Annotated in this window: 11 protein-coding genes; 4 read left to right on the top strand and 7 right to left on the bottom strand. The window is 64.4% G+C overall.

From position 1 onward, the window contains the following. Positions 1–67: 67 nt before the first annotated feature. Positions 68–1,624 (bottom strand): DNRLRE domain-containing protein, encoded by a 1,557-nt coding sequence (locus ACIBQ1_RS61560; RefSeq protein ID WP_397292812.1) that lies wholly within the window; start codon positions 1,622–1,624, stop codon positions 68–70. Positions 1,625–2,213: 589 nt separating this feature from the next. On the opposite strand from ACIBQ1_RS61560, the gene ACIBQ1_RS61555 reads away from it, so the two are divergent. Further along, positions 2,214–2,366, top strand: coding sequence for a hypothetical protein (locus ACIBQ1_RS61555; RefSeq protein ID WP_397292810.1), 153 nt, complete (start codon positions 2,214–2,216; stop codon positions 2,364–2,366). 75 nt (positions 2,367–2,441) lie between these two features. Here ACIBQ1_RS61555 and ACIBQ1_RS61550 read toward each other — a convergent pair whose 3' ends face one another. Further along, the gene (locus ACIBQ1_RS61550) at positions 2,442–2,669 is read right to left on the bottom strand and encodes a hypothetical protein (RefSeq protein WP_397292809.1); all 228 of its coding nucleotides are present in this window, start codon (positions 2,667–2,669) and stop codon (positions 2,442–2,444) included. A 433-nt stretch (positions 2,670–3,102) separates the two neighbouring features. Here ACIBQ1_RS61550 and ACIBQ1_RS61545 point away from each other — a divergent pair, with 433 nt between their 5' ends. Both ACIBQ1_RS61545 and ACIBQ1_RS61540 read left to right on the top strand, forming a co-directional pair. Beyond that, complete coding sequence (locus ACIBQ1_RS61545; RefSeq protein ID WP_397292807.1) at positions 3,103–10,473, top strand: RHS repeat-associated core domain-containing protein; 7,371 nt, start codon at positions 3,103–3,105, stop codon at positions 10,471–10,473. 73 nt (positions 10,474–10,546) lie between these two features. Then, entirely contained in the window at positions 10,547–10,978 is a 432-nt protein-coding gene (locus ACIBQ1_RS61540; protein WP_397292805.1) for a hypothetical protein, read from the top strand. A gap of 50 nt (positions 10,979–11,028) precedes the next feature. Here the strand turns inward: ACIBQ1_RS61540 and ACIBQ1_RS61535 are convergent, their stop codons facing one another. The 5 genes from ACIBQ1_RS61535 to ACIBQ1_RS61515 all read right to left on the bottom strand — a co-directional run bounded on the left by ACIBQ1_RS61535 (position 11,029) and on the right by ACIBQ1_RS61515 (position 13,910). Continuing rightward, positions 11,029–11,361 carry an integrase core domain-containing protein gene (locus ACIBQ1_RS61535; protein WP_397292804.1) on the bottom strand — a complete coding sequence of 111 codons (333 nt, stop codon included), beginning with the start codon at positions 11,359–11,361 and terminating at the stop codon, positions 11,029–11,031. After that, positions 11,361–11,621 carry a hypothetical protein gene (locus ACIBQ1_RS61530; protein ID WP_397292802.1) on the bottom strand — a complete coding sequence of 87 codons (261 nt, stop codon included), beginning with the start codon at positions 11,619–11,621 and terminating at the stop codon, positions 11,361–11,363. The genes ACIBQ1_RS61535 and ACIBQ1_RS61530 overlap by 1 nt, the downstream gene beginning before the upstream one ends. A 139-nt stretch (positions 11,622–11,760) precedes the next feature. Then, positions 11,761–11,943: a hypothetical protein gene (locus ACIBQ1_RS61525; protein WP_397292801.1), complete on the bottom strand. Its 183-nt coding sequence runs from the start codon at positions 11,941–11,943 to the stop codon at positions 11,761–11,763. A 507-nt stretch (positions 11,944–12,450) separates the two neighbouring features. Beyond that, on the bottom strand, positions 12,451–12,681 hold the full coding sequence (locus ACIBQ1_RS61520) for a tyrosine-type recombinase/integrase (protein ID WP_397292813.1): 231 nt from the start codon (positions 12,679–12,681) through the stop codon (positions 12,451–12,453). Positions 12,682–13,085: 404 nt separating this feature from the next. Beyond that, positions 13,086–13,910, bottom strand: coding sequence for a transposase family protein (locus tag ACIBQ1_RS61515; protein ID WP_397292800.1), 825 nt, complete (start codon positions 13,908–13,910; stop codon positions 13,086–13,088). Positions 13,911–14,190: 280 nt separating this feature from the next. Between ACIBQ1_RS61515 and ACIBQ1_RS61510 the strand changes: the two genes are divergently transcribed. Then, positions 14,191–14,343: a hypothetical protein gene (locus ACIBQ1_RS61510; RefSeq protein WP_397292798.1), complete on the top strand. Its 153-nt coding sequence runs from the start codon at positions 14,191–14,193 to the stop codon at positions 14,341–14,343. Positions 14,344–14,489: the final 146 nt, after the last annotated feature.

The raw sequence follows: 14,489 nt of genomic DNA, 5'->3' as shown, positions 1-14,489 counted from the left end.
TGCCACCGACGATGGAACGAGGTCACAGCAGTGTCCGTCACATGACCGCCGACACCCGCCACTCAGATTAACGATCTACAGCTGCCGTATCAGTGATGGTGTTCAGCGCCTGGTAGCTGTTGGCGACCTCGACGTACCGGGGAGTGATCGAGTACGGGGTTTCCGCGGTGGCTACTGCGGAAGTCCGGGCCGCCGGCGAATCCTCGCTCTCGAAACCGATCGCGAGTGTTTCATCGGCGTCGCCGTTGTCCAGCGCGATCCCGCTCAGCACCTGGCTCGCGGTGTCCTTGCCCGCCGGCGTCGCGGGAGCGATCACCTGCCCGCTGGCCGGGTCGAAGTAGGGCGGGGCCAAGGTGGTGGTGTTGGTCTGTGCGCGGTCGTCAGCGCCGTTCAACGCGTGCACGTTTTCGGAGGAGACCGGTAGCGTGTCCAGCTTCCAGTCCGCGGGCGCGGTGAATACTTCCACCCCGTCGGGCCCGGCCGGGTACAGGACCTGAGGTGACGGGACCGGTTCTGTGACGACCGTCAGCTTCGGCACCTCGGTGCCGGGGTCGCCGTACTCGGTGGAGGCGAGCTCGCGGAAGTTGTCGAAGGTGTTGGTCTCGTTCGGCTCTTGCAGGGTGAGCCCGTAGTTGGGGCTGCCGCTTGCCCAAGCTGCGGCGATCTCCTTGACAGGCCAGTTGAGCGTGCCTCTGCCGCAGTCGCTGGCGTAGGACTGGGTGACGATCGTGGCGCCCTCGGTGGTCGTGGCCGGTTTGTTGGACCAGGTGAGGTTGTACGGATCCCAGCGGCTGGTGATCCGCCGGACCTGGATGCCGTCTCCAGCCTCTCCGCAGCCCGGGCCATCGGTGTTCACCACGGACAACTTCGCGTCGATGATGCGCTGACCTGTGAGAGCCATGGTGTCGAAGCGCAGCAGGGCGCGGTTGCGTATGCCGAAGATGCCGCCGGCCATCAGCAACGGCGAAGACGGGTCGCCCGCGCCGCCCTCGTCGGAGACGTGCACGTCCGCACTCGCGGGCATCGCGACCGAGCCGCTGATCGTCACGGGGAAGGCCGTGGTGTCCAGTTTGGCGCCGTCCAGCGTCACTCGCAGGTTGTCGCCGGACTGCTCGCTCTTGAATGCGCCGAGGGCTGATTTCGTGGTCGTACGCCGTCCTGGCTTGATGTGCAGGCGGGGCGTTGACGCGTGCAGAACGGTTCGTCCCTGAGCGTCTACGAGTTCCTCGCGACGCTCGCCGGATGAGGCGCCCTTCACTTGCACGGGAAGTGTGAGGTCCAGGGGTTTAGCCGGGCGACGCTGGAGGACGATCTCGTAGCGGAATCCTTCTGCCATGGCGCTGACCACAAGCTGGGCATCGTCGCCCAGGTCATATGTCGCTTGGTTCGCCGAGACCTGAGGGCGCGGGAGCGGGGTCGGCCATGACAGGGCGAACGATTGACCCCCGGTGGTCGACAGCTGGGCGAACGGTTCGGACTTCCCGCCTGCGGTGAAAGCGAGCGGAGCCTTGACGAGCTTCGGCCGAAGAGCGCCGTCCTTCTCGGTGAGCCCCGTGTCAATCCAGGCCCACGCCCCGTTGTTCTGCTTGAGCCGCACTGGACTGGACCAGGTTTCGATGATCACCTGCCCGTCTTGCCGGCGGACCACTCGCCGGGACTCTGTGGCGGCGCCCAGTATCTCGCCTGGTGGCTGCTTGGTTGCGGCCGCCATGGAAATAGACGACGGACCGGCTTGTTGTGCTTGGACGGGCAGAGGATTGAGGACCGAGGCGGCGAGGGCCGCACCCGCTGTGGCGGCGAGAGCTGAGCTCCGTAACAACCGTTTAGAACGCAAAGGCGCCATCTCCATGAAATTCCTGACAATCTGGAAAACCCGGAGTGAGCGTAGATCACGAACGACTGGGCAGCAAGATCCACACTGAGTCATGGCCCGATGACCGAGTGGTGGGTTTCCGTCGCATGGCGTGCCGGTCTCTCCATTCACCACGATCGTCCTGCGGAAGGTCGCTAAAGGATTGACGGTGCGAGGTGATGGAGCAAGAGAGCATCTGATCTTGTTGCGGAGTGATCTGTCCGTGTCGGGGCGACGGTTCCGTCGTTGATCATCACTTGGCTTCCCGGCGCACCTGCCGCGGCGACTTGTACGACGCCCGGTGGGCGGCGATCGAACCGACCTTGACGGCCCGGCGCAACGCCCGAGAGGAGGCCGCCTGATGAAGAACACCACCTACGACGTGCGCTTCTACAAGAACGAGGTCCGCCAGAACACGTCGGGCAAGGTCACGTCCCACCGGTCGCTGGTCCACCGTCGGGAAGGAACGGAAGAAGACCTTCCAGAAGAGCGCCCAGGCGGACCCCTGCCGTAGCAGCCTCGTCACCGGCGCATGTGAGGGAGAAGCGTTCGATCTGATCGCGGGAGAGCCTGTGAAGTGGGGGCGCGCTCAGGAACCAGAGATGACCTGGTACGACTTCTCCTGTAAGTTCACCGACTTCAAGTGGAAGCCCGCCTCGGCGAGGGCCGGCATGACATAGCCCGTACGCTTACCGCAGCCACAGCGGCCATGCTCGCCGACGTCAAGGGCAAACCCAGTGACCTCGCGCACCGTACCGCCATGCGCCGATGGGCGTTCAACACGAAACAGCGCGCCACGATTGCCATGAGCGTCCATCCCGCACGCTCCTTACGCGATTCTTGGGCAACGGTTGGGACCTGGCCGGGTCCATGGAACCGTTCGTGTGGCTGAACGCGCCATATGTGTCCGGTTAGTACTCATCCATCGCCTTGCGGAGCGTCACATACCAGATAGGGCTGTTATCTGTTTTGTGATGTCCGGGCGCCTTGTCGGATTAGCCGGATCTTCTTACGTTGATCGTCGGAACGTGATCAGCTCCGAGCCGCGCGACCCGATGCGGGCCGTGGCGGAGAGCGACGGCTGGTGCCTTTGTCGGTGTCCTTCGTTGTGGTTCGGAGTGTGATAGCGCATGCGCCGGGTTTCGTCATGGCGTCGTTCGGCTGGGATGGTCCTTGCGCTGGCCGGGTTAGCGCCGGGTCTGCTTGTGCTGCAGGCGTCGCCGGCCGCGGCTGTCCCTACGGTGGGGGCGGTGGCTGACCTTGGTGCCTTACCCGCGGTGCCGCAGCAGATGATGGGGTCGGCAACGACGCTGTCGCCGTTGGTGTCCGCGACCGAGGTTCCGGCTGCGGCAAAGCCGTCGAATGGGTGGCGGTCGGAGGTGGAGCGGCCCAAGGGAGCGGTGCCGCTGGAGGACCGGACGGTGGATGCGGCGGCGACCTCATCTGAGGAGTCCGGGCTGCCGGCAGGGACGTTGCGGGCCGAGGCGGCCGATCGGGCGGTCATGGCGGTGCCGACCTTGACGAATTGGTATCCGGCGCAGGGGCATCTGGTCGATTCGCTGACGCCCACCTTGCGGGCGTGGGGGCTGAGCAACAACTCCAGCACCTCGAAGCTGTCGTACTCGTTCACGCTGTGCGACAACGAGGACATGACGACCGGCTGCACCGGCTCCGGCACGTATGTGGCGGGTAACGCCAACAGCTGGAGCGTTCCGGCGGCCGGGAAGCTGGCCTGGGGCAAGCAGTACTGGTGGACGGTCACCGTCAAGGACTCCTTCGACAACTCCACCACCACCTCACCGAAGCTGACGTTCCTCACCGGGGTACGCCAGCCGACGGTGACCTCGCAGCTGTCCTCCTCCGGTGTGGAGGGGCGGGAGTTCAACCAGCAGACCGGAAACTACACCACCACCTCTACGGATCTGCAGGTGGCCACGGTGGGGCCGCCGCTGTCGGTGGTGCGGACCTACAACAGCATGGACCCGCGCACGGACGGCATGTTCGGGGCGGGCTGGTCGACGCGCTGGGACATGAAGGTCGTCAAGGAGGTGCGCGGCGCCTCGACGGCGGCGCTGGTCACCTATCCGGATGGGCGGCAGGTGCGGTTCGCCTCGAACGGGGACGGGACGTTCCAGCCGCCGCCCGGCATGTACGCGACGCTGGCCGAGGAAAGCGGCGGCACCTGGCGGTTGATGGACAAGACCAACGCCGCCTACCTGTTCGACGCCGCTGGGCGGCTGACGAAGATGACCGACCAGCGGGGACGCAGCAGTGAGCTGACCTACGACACGGGCGGGAAGCTGTCGAAGGTGACCGGGGTCGGGGGCCGGTCGGTGACGTTCACCTGGCAGGGCAACCAGGTCGCGACGGTGTCCAGCGACCCGGTCGACGGCAAGGCGCTGACCTGGACCTACAGCTATGACCAGGGCCGGTTGACGCAGGTGTGCGCGCCGGTGGCGGCGCCGAACTGCACCGCGTACGAGTACGGGAGCGGGTCGCTGTATCGCAGCAGCGTGCTGGATTCGGACCCGTTCGGCTACTGGCGGCTCGGCGAGGCCACCGGCAACGCGATCGACCTGGGCTGGGGCGCGGGCGATGCCACCTATGACGCCACCGCCAAGCGTGCCCAGCCGGGCGCGCTGGCCGGCACGACGGACGGCGCGGTCGAGCTGACCACCACCACCGAGGTACGGCCCAAGGACGGGATCGTGCCGAAGATCGGCACGTACGCGACCATGGAGGCCTGGTTCAAGACCAGCTCCACCTCCGCCGGAACCGTCATGTCACTGCGCACCAGCAGTAACGTCAAGGAGGAGGTGTTCGGGGTCGGCACCGACGGCAAGCTGCGCAGCTCCTACCAGCCGACCGCCACCCCGATCACTACCGCCGCTGCGGTCAACGACGGCGCCTGGCACCACGCGGTGCTCACCGTCTCCGGCAACCTGCAGACCCTGTATCTGGACGGCGCGGTCGTCGGCACACTTACCGGAACCATCACCGGCACCGAGAACCGGTACATCACCACGATCGGCGGGATAGCCGGCCTGGTGGACGAGGTCGCCGTCTACGACCGCCCGCTGACCGCGGGCGAGGTGCAGCGGCACCATGCCGCCCGCACTGGCGCCTCGCACAAGCTGAGCAAGGTGACGCTGCCGTCCGGGCGGGTGCATGCGGTCAACACCTACGACGACAAGACCGACCGCATCGCCACCCATACTGATGCCGACGGCGGCACCTGGAAGATCGGCACCGTCGGGATCAAGCAGCAGTCCGGTGAAGCGCAGGTGACGGTGACCGACCCGGACAACAAGCCGCTGGTCTACCTGTATGACGCCTGGCGCGGCTACCGCATCCGGGGGGTGACCGACCAGCGGCAGTTCACCACCTGGTACGAGTACGACCAGGCGGGCTTCCTGAGCAAGGTGATCGACCGCAACGACATTGCCAACGACATCTACCAGGACGAGCGCGGCAACACCGTGGGCCGGAAGTACTGCCGGGCGCCAAACGAGTGTGCGATCGAGTACTGGACCTACTACCTCAACGAGAGCGACCCGTTCGACCCGCGCAACGACCAGGTGAAGGCGTATCGGGACGGCCGGTCGGCCAGTGACACCGACCCCACCCACGCGACCACGACGGAGTACAACAGCTTCGGTGAGCAGACCAAGGTGACCACTCCGGCGACGGACGATTTTCCGCAGGGCCGCTCGGAGAGTATCGCCTACACCGACGGCAGCGAGCCGGCGGTGAGCGGGGGCACCACCCCGGCCGGTCTGACGAAGAGCAAGACCGACGCGCGCGGCAGCAAGTGGGAATACCGCTACACCGCGGCCGGTGACCTGGCCGAGCAGACCGGCCCCGAAGGCCTGGTCACGAAGCTGGAGTATGACGTGCTGGGCCGGATGATCGCCAGCACGCGCGTCTCGGAGGCGGTTCCGAACGGGGCTAAGACCACCTTCGCCTACGACGGCTGGAACCGCCTGACCACCAGCACCGCTCCGGGCGTGAAGAACGAGATTTCGAACGTCACCCACACGGGGCAGACCCGCACCATTTACGATCCTGACGGTAACCCGCTGACTCAGACGATCGCCGACCTGACCGGCGGGGAGCCGGACCGCGTGACGACCTACACCTATGACCCGCACGGTCGCCAGGACTCGGTCACCGGCCCGGAGGGCGGGATCGCCCGGCAGGAGTGGAACCACCGCGGCCAGGTCGTCCGCACCACCGACGCGCGCGGCACGGTCATCGAGCAGGCCTACACAGTGCGGGGCGAGCTGTACACGAGCACGCTGAAGGGCTGGACCGGCAGCCCGGTCAACCCGCAGCCGGCCACGGACGTGCTGCTGGAGAAGCGCAACTATGACGCGGGCGGGCGATTGGAAACCATCGTGGATGTGATGGGTCGCACGTCCATGAACACCTATTGGAGGGACAACCGGCTCAAGGATCAGATCGCCGTTAAAGCCAGGCTGAACGACTCCGCAGCCACGCCGCGGGATGTGCTGGTCAAGGCAGAGGAGTACGACGCGGCCGGCAACCTGATCACCCAGGTGGGCGGTAAGCAGGCAAACGGTCAAGACATCGTCACGATCTACGAATACGACCAAGCCAGCCGATTGGTGACCCAGGTGCTGGACCCCCGCTCGACCCAGAACCCGAAGGGGCTCGAGCGCGTGACTGAGTTCGGCTATGACGCCAACGGCAACGTCACCAAGGCCACCCGCAGGGCCGCCGAGAGCGACCGCGTCGAGATGACCAGCTACGCCTACAACAAGCTGAACCAGCAGACCCGGCAGACCATCGAAAACGGTGCCCAGGACATCGTCTCCACCATCGAGTACGACGATCGCGGCCTGCCCGTCGCCACCACCGACCCGCGCGGCAACGCAGACGGTGCCAACGCCGCCGACTACACCACCACGATCCGCTACGACATCGTGGACCGGCTGGTGGAGAGCAAGGCGCCGCAGGTACAGGTGGACAAGAACGGGAGCGCCGCCTCGGCCCGCCCATCCGCCCTGGTCGGCTACGACACGGTGGGCAATCAGACCCATCAGCGCGACGCCGAAGGCCGCACCGTCACCTCGACTTTCGACAAGGCCGGCCAGCTGGTCAGCACTACGGCGCCGGCGTACACGCCGCCCGGCGGCAGCGCGATCACCTCGACCGTCGAGCACGCCTATGACAATGCTGGACAGCGCATCCGCACCACCGATCCGCGCGACAACGTCACCACCTATGAGTACGACCAACTCGGCCGACAGGTCCGCGTCACCGACCCCGCCCCCGACGGCCAGAGTCCGGGCACCTGGGTGACCGAGTACGACATGGCGGGCGAGAAACTCGCCACCGTCGACCCGACCGGCGCCCGCGCCCAGGCCACCTACGACGACCTCGGCCGGCAGATCACCGCCACCCAGATCGAGCGCAAGCCCGCCACCGCCGCCTACACCACCAAGATGGAGTACGACGACGCCGGACGGCTGATCAAGCAAATCGTCCCCGGCGCGGGCACGACCACCAAGACCGCCAGCTTCGAGGCCAACGCGGCCGGTGAGACCACCAAGGTGACCGACCCGGCGGGTGCGAGCACCATGGAGTACGACCTGGCCGGGCGTCTGGTGAAGACTACCGATGCGAACGGTAACGCCAGCGCCGCCGAATACGACCTGGCCGGCCGTAAGACTACGGTCACGAACCTGGGCCGAGACGAGTCTTCCAACAATGAGATCACGGTGGAACGCACCTACGGCATGGGCTACGACGCCGCAGGCAACCAGATCAGCGCCACCTCACCGGAGGGCTATGTCACCCGGCAGACATTCGACGCACTAGGTCGCCTAACCTCGCTTGTCGAACCGGTGTCGACGACCGAGTCGATCACCACCAGCTTCGGCTACGATGCCACTGGCGCCCGCACCCGGATCACCGATGGGCGAGGCAACGCCACCTGGACCAGCTACAACAGCCTAGGTTTGGTGGAAACGGTGACCGAGCCCTCCACAACGGCGCACCCGAACGCGGCCGACCGCACCTGGACCCATGCCTACGACGCGGCCGGCAACCCGACCGCCACCATCCAGCCCGGCGGGGTCCGCATCGACCGCATCTTCGACCGCCTGGGCCGCCTCACCAAGGAGAGCGGTGCAGGGGGAGGCGCCACCACGGCGGAGCGCACATTCGGCTACGACCTGGCCGGCCGCCGCACCACCGCCGGTGACCTGACGGTCGACTACAACGACCGCAGCCTGCCGCTCAAGGTCTCGCGCGGCACCGTCCAGGAGACCGCCTACGCCTACGACGGGGTGGGCAGCCCCACCCAACGCATCGATGCCAGCGGCACTGCCACCTTCACCTACGACAGCGCCAACCGGCTGAAGACCGCCACTGACCCAGTGACCAGCCGTACCCTCACCTACGGCTACGACGCGGCCAGCCGGTTGAAGACCATCACCGCCACCGGCACGGCCAGCACCCAAACCATCGACTACTACGACACGAACCAGGTCAAGAGCCAGACGTTGAAGAACGGCTCCGGCACCCAGCTCGCCAGCGTCACCTATGGGTGGGACAAGGACGACAACCTCACCACCAAGACCACCACCGGCACCGCCGGGGCGGGTACCAACACCTACGGCTACGACCACGCCGGTCGGCTGACCTCCTGGACCGCCCCCGGCGGCGCGACGACCGCGTATGAGTGGGACGCCGCCGGCAACCGCACTAAGGCCGGAAACGCGACCTTCACCTACGACGAACGCAACCGCCTCACCTCCGGTGACGGGACTGACTACACCTACACGGCACGCGGAACGCTGGCCACCAGCACCAAGGCGGGCGCCACCACGCAATACACCTTCGATGCCTTCGACCGGCTCATCGCCGACGGCGACAGCCTCTACGGCTACGACGCCCTCAACCGGACGGCCAGCCGCATCCGCGGCACCACCAAGAACACCTTCGTCTACAGCGGGCTCGGCAACGACCTGGCCGCCATCACCGACAGCGGCGGCGCCATCCAGGCAAAATACGCCCGCGACCTCGGCGGCGGCCTGCTCGGCCTCAAGGAAGGCACCGGCGCAGCGGTGGCGGCGCTAAGCGACCTGCACGGCGACCTGGTAGCCACCTACACCACCACCCTGCAGACCTCCACCGCCTACGACCCGTTCGGCACCGTCACCGCCCAAACCGGCACCAAGACCAACCTCGGCTACCAGGGCGAATACACCGACCCGGACACCGGCAAGGTCAACATGCACGCCCGCTGGTACCAGCCCGGCACCGGCACTTTCACCAGCCGCGACACGGCAGCCCTCACCCCCAGCCCTTCGGTGCAGGCCAACCGCTACACCTACGCCAACGCCTCACCCCTCACCGGCACCGACCCCACCGGCCACTACACCATCGACAGCGGATCGCTCGGTGGGACCGGGTACGGCGGCTCCGGATCGAGCGGCGGCTACACCACCATCCCCGCGGGCGGCTACAGCAGCTCCGGATCGTCAGGGGGCGGACAGTGCATCGGCAGCTGCGGCCGAGAAGACGGAGGTGGTGCGATTGCCTGCACCATCCAGTCCTGCGGCAGCATGACCGTCGACCCCAGTTGGGCCCGGATGATCGAGCTGGAGAACGAAAAGAAATTCTGGCTCGGCCAAGACGAAGTCGAAAGGCTGGGTCTAGAAGTCATGCCCAACGGCCGGCCCGTCGACCAGCCCAACTTCTGGTTCGCTAGCGAAAAGGTGCAGAACGAATACATGTCTAACTGGTCGCCTACTATGACCGACAAGCAGCTTTCCTTCAGCTGGGTGGCGGCCGGCGGGCTGGAAAGCTTCGCCACCATGGAGAAGGCGGCGAAGAAGAACGCCAACGATGTAAGACTCGGCGAGTGGCGAAAGATGCAGCAAGTAGGTGGCAAGCTCGGTTCGGGCATGTATGCTACAAAGCCAAAGGACGGAACCAGCGCCTCTAGATATGCTTCTTATGAAAGCTATAAGTACATCGTTAGATACTGGAGGGATATCGAGAAGGCGGCCGCGAATCACGGAATCAAAGACGTAAATGCCCTGGCTGCAGTTCTCATGTATGAAAGCCACTGGCAGGCCAATCAGAGATTTGGGGCCAAGGTTGGCGATAGCCTAAGCTTTTCGACGCAGGGAGAAGGGGCATCGATTGGCGTTGGCCAATTGGAAATCTATAAAATAAGGCATGCATTTAACGCATACGTGAAGGGATTTGCCGCTAAAAATTATAGCAACGGCGACATTGCGGATATGATGAAAAATCCCTCCATTGCAATACATGCGGCAGCGGCATATATGCGCTACCTGAAAGAGCGCATAAAGGGTCTTAATCGTCCTATGACCGACATGGATGCGGCCATCGCCTACTGCACCTGCTCCGGAGCGGTCGTGGACCCGAAAACCGGAGTGGTCAGCGCCAAGCGATACGTGGCTTGGGCAAATAGTGGCTACATCGGCAGGCCCGAGGCCACCAAGCAGAATCCAGAGAACGGGCGAATCGCAGAGGAGCGCCGTAACGCTCTACTAGGATACGTGAAGGCCGCCCCTGAGCTCTTCGCATGCGGAAGAGCTGCATGCTGGACCTACATGTAAGATGCGATTTCGTCCTCAATCGATACCGCGAGCGAGAAGAGATAAAAGGATGAGGGCTACGCGGGGACGAAAGTTGACTGCAATTGCTCTTGCGATTTCTCTTCTTGTTGGAGGATGTGCGCAGCAGCCCGAAGAGGTCGACCCTGGCGTACTGGAAGAAGTTAACAAGATTGGCACAGTTATCTGGAAAGAACGCCAAGAAGTCTCAACGGGGTCAGAAATCCTAGTAACCCATGCTTTCTTGGTCGATGTCGGTGGCGATACTGAGGAGGAATCGCTCGGGAAGGCGGTAGCCTATCTCCACGGCCGAAACTGGACCACCAAGGTGGACAGCCGGCCGCTAAATGTGTGGCTGAAATCATCCCGGTGGAAAGGTGCCACCGTTGCTGCTTATGCGTGGAGCGTTTCCGAGGAGCACGATCAACCCGAAGCGATGAAGGCCATCGAAAGTCGGGGCATCAAGCCCACGGCGCTCGTGAGCGTTTACGCGTACGTAGGTTGGTGAGGGTGTCTGCACGCCGACAGTGCGCTTGCCGAAAATTCCATCCACGCAGTTCAAGCCGCATGTAAGTACTCGTGGAGGACGCCGCCGAGCCGGTCTCGGCGGCGTATATTCAGGTCGGTGATTCGCTCTGGATCCGTGAGCGGATCGGGGACGGTGCGCAGCGGCGCTGCTGTGTCCAGGGCTTGATGGGCTCGGTGCTGGTTGTAGAAGTGTTCGTGCTCGCGTAGGGCGTGCCGAAGATGGTGTTCGTTCCAGACGAGGCAGCGGTCGAGAAGCTCGCGACGGCACGACCGCACCCACCGTTCCATGATCGAGTTCATGCGCGGCATTCGGATGCCGGTGAGCACGGTCTTGATGCCGGCTTCGGCGATGATCTCGTTCATCAGGGCGGGAACTTCCCATCCCGATCGCGGATCAGATAGCGTGCCCGGCAGCCCACATCGTCCAGATCCATCACCAGGTTCTTGATCGCCTGAGCGACCCACTCGGCGCTCGGGTGCGCGGTGGTGCCGAGCACGCGGATGCGCCTGGTGGCGTGCTCGATGACGGCCAAGACGTACTGGCGCTCCCCGTTCAGGGTGACGGTCTCGAAGAAGTCGGCGGCCATTATGGCATCGGCTTGGGAGCGCAGGAAGTCGGCCACGTGGTGGACGCCCGCTCGAGCGCCGGATCAAGACCTTCCTGCTTGAGGATCTCCCACACCGTGGACGGCGCGACCTTGATGCCTAGGGTGGTGAGCTCCCCGTGGATCCTGCGCCTGCCGAAAAGTCCATCCATGCAGTTCAAGCCGCATGTGAGTACTCGTGGAGGACGCCGCCGAGCCGGTCTCGGCGGCGTATGTTCAGGTCGATGATTCGCTCTGGATCCGTGATCGGGTTCGGGACGGTGCGCAGCGGGGCGGCTTGGGCCAGAGCTTGATGGGCTCGGTGCTGGTTGTAGAACCGTTCGTACTCGGTTGCGTCCACGGGAGTGCTGTATGGGTTAGAGCACGTGCCGAGCACTGCGAGCGACCTCTACGGACGGTGCCTGCATGACTGGAGCGCGAAATCCACTTCCGTGGAGCTAGGATGCAACCGCCGAACAGGGTGGCGGCCGTGCTCGGTGCGTGCTCGTACGCCCCGGCATGCGCAGTCAGGATGCGGCACTGCCTGACACGCAAAATGTGTGGAGGCGGCACGAACCACCACCAGGCGGCACCGCGCGGCACTAAAGGATCTTGCTTCTAATCCGACGGTCGCAGGTTCGAATCCTGCAGGGCGCGCTTTGATCATGCTCTGACCTGCGGTTATGCGGGATCGGATGCGTTCTAGAATTTTCGTCTGGCGGTTGCGTGCTCCGTGCGTGCTCGCGCGCACTAACCCCGCACACGCCGTGATCGACATCGGCCTTTGGGGGACTTCCCTGGCAAAGGAAACGGCCCCGTCCCGCCGTGCAAGCGCGGCGATCACGGGGCCGGTTCCTGATGTAGCGGGTCAGGCCCGCAGCGGGATCACCTCTCCCGACTCCCCTTGGTCCTCCTCCTCGGCGAGCAGAAGTGCTGCGGTCTTCTTCGCGGCCGCCATCGCCACCTCGGGGAAGACCGAGGTGTAGGTGTCGGCCGTGAAGGAACTGGAGGTGTGCCCCAGCGTCTCCTGCACGACCTTCATCTCTACCCCGGCTGCCGGCATCAGCGAGGCGGCGCCGTGGCGGAGATCGTGGAGGATTCCAGTGTGTCTTGTGATGGGGATATGTAACAGCCGCTCGATGTATGTCCGCTTGTCAATAATGATCTCCCGTCGCCCATCGCTTGACTATTTTTGGCTGGTCGGGGCGATGTTCGTAGTGAGAGGTGCGCATGGCGTTCCCGCTCTTCGGGTGCGGGTGTTCTCTGGAAATCAGTGCGCTGCGGTCGGCTCAGTCGGCGGTGATCTTCGCGCACTGGAGCACCTTGAGTAGGAGTGGAGGGTTCAGGTGCAAGCCGAATCGGATGGGTTGTTCGTCCTCGTAACTCACATATCGCATGAGGCCAGTGTGGGTGTAGCGACGTCCTCAGTGTCCTGCATGGCTTGACGGATCTGAAGGTGAAGCGGTCGACTCACCGGTTCCAATGAGGTTTTCTCTGCGACTTTCACATGATCCGCCCGTGCTCGAAGTGGGTGAGAACGAGCGCTGCTCGGGCCACGTCGCCAATTCGTGAGGGGCTGAGCGTCAAATGCTGAAGGGTGCGCCAGCGCTGCTCCAAGAGCGCGAAGCCACGTTCGCCGAGACAACGAAGACCGCGCAGAAGGGCGTTTCTGGTACGGGTATCCACATCGAGTTCGCCTCCGCGGGTGGGCCGCTTGACTGGCACGTATACGCCGAGGCCAGCGCCTTCGTAGCCCGAGTCGGCCAGTAGGGGCAGGTCCTTCAGATACGGGCGGATGGTGGCGAGAGCCTGTTCTCGGGCTGCGGTGATGTCGTGGGTCGATCCTGGAAGCGGGTCGGATATCCATATCGGGAAACCGTCCGGCAGGAAGATCGCTTGGAGGTTGGCGGTGAAGGCGTGGGCCTTGCCCGAGTACCAGGCGTCGATCTCCTGGCCTTTCTTGTTGAGCTTGGTTCCGGCGACGCGGTCGATGCTGGCCAGGGTGCCGTCCATGATCAGATGCGAGACCCCTTCGGTCTTGGCCCGGTCCAGCGAGGTGGCGAGCTCGGGTGCCTGTTCTGACAGGACATCAATGACTTCGTCTCGGTATCGGTAGGCGGTGGCCTGGGAGATGCCGAACCCGAGGCCGAGTTGGCGGACATCGCCGCCGTTACGCATCCACACCAACCCGAAAACAGCCTCCCACCAGCAGGTGAGCGCCCGAGTGCCCTTGCGGGTGCCTTTCCGTTTCCGCTCCGCACGCAGCAGCTTCGAGACGTACGAAACGGTCTCCCTGGGGACGTCGAGGATGGCACGATAGGGAATCACATGGAGTCCTTGAGTGAGCACGGATGGTCGCATATCCGCTTCTATCGAGGGCTCCATGCTCTTGTCAGGCGATCGACGACACCTCCGCATCCATGGTCATCCGATCGCTATCACCCGGTTTGCCTGCCGAGAAAACCCCAATATGCCTAGCGAACTACTCAAGGAGGAACCATCCCGGAACCTGGCGCTGCGCCTGTAAGTCCATAAGGGCGAGTTCCTGCACCTCGGCCGGAACTTCGCAGTGGCCTTCTCGAATACTGTCGCCGAGCGGGCCATCCATATGATCAAGACGAAGACCAAGGTCAGTGGCGGCTTCCGCGCGCTTCATGGTGCCCAGACGTTCCTGGCCATCCGCGGCTACATCTCCACCGTCCGCCAGAACGGAGTGCGCGCCGCCCGTGCCCTTCAGGACGCCCTGCTGGGCAACCCCTGACTGCCCATCCACGTACTCATGGGATGACCTGAATAGTCACCGGCAGACTGTTACGGCAGCTGTAGATCGTTAATCTGAGTGGCGGGTGTCGGCGGTCATGTGACGGACACTGCTGTGACCTCGTTCCATCGTCGGTGGCAGGCGGC

The sequence above is a fragment of the Nonomuraea sp. NPDC050153 genome (genome assembly GCF_044460125.1).
Classification (GTDB): Bacteria; Actinomycetota; Actinomycetes; order Streptosporangiales; family Streptosporangiaceae; genus Nonomuraea.
The sequence above is the reverse complement of the archived record's forward strand: the minus strand, read 5'-3'. Positions and strand labels throughout refer to the sequence as shown.

What these genes read in the sequence shown, in the direction of transcription:
- ACIBQ1_RS61555 (WP_397292810.1), top strand. Translation starts at nt 2,214, where the DNA reads ATGAAGAACACCACCTACGACGTGCGCTTCTACAAGAACGAGGTCCGC.
- ACIBQ1_RS61550 (WP_397292809.1), bottom strand. Translation starts at nt 2,669, where the DNA reads ATGGACGCTCATGGCAATCGTGGCGCGCTGTTTCGTGTTGAACGCCCA.
- ACIBQ1_RS61535 (WP_397292804.1), bottom strand. Translation starts at nt 11,361, where the DNA reads ATGAACGAGATCATCGCCGAAGCCGGCATCAAGACCGTGCTCACCGGC.
- ACIBQ1_RS61510 (WP_397292798.1), top strand. Translation starts at nt 14,191, where the DNA reads ATGATCAAGACGAAGACCAAGGTCAGTGGCGGCTTCCGCGCGCTTCAT.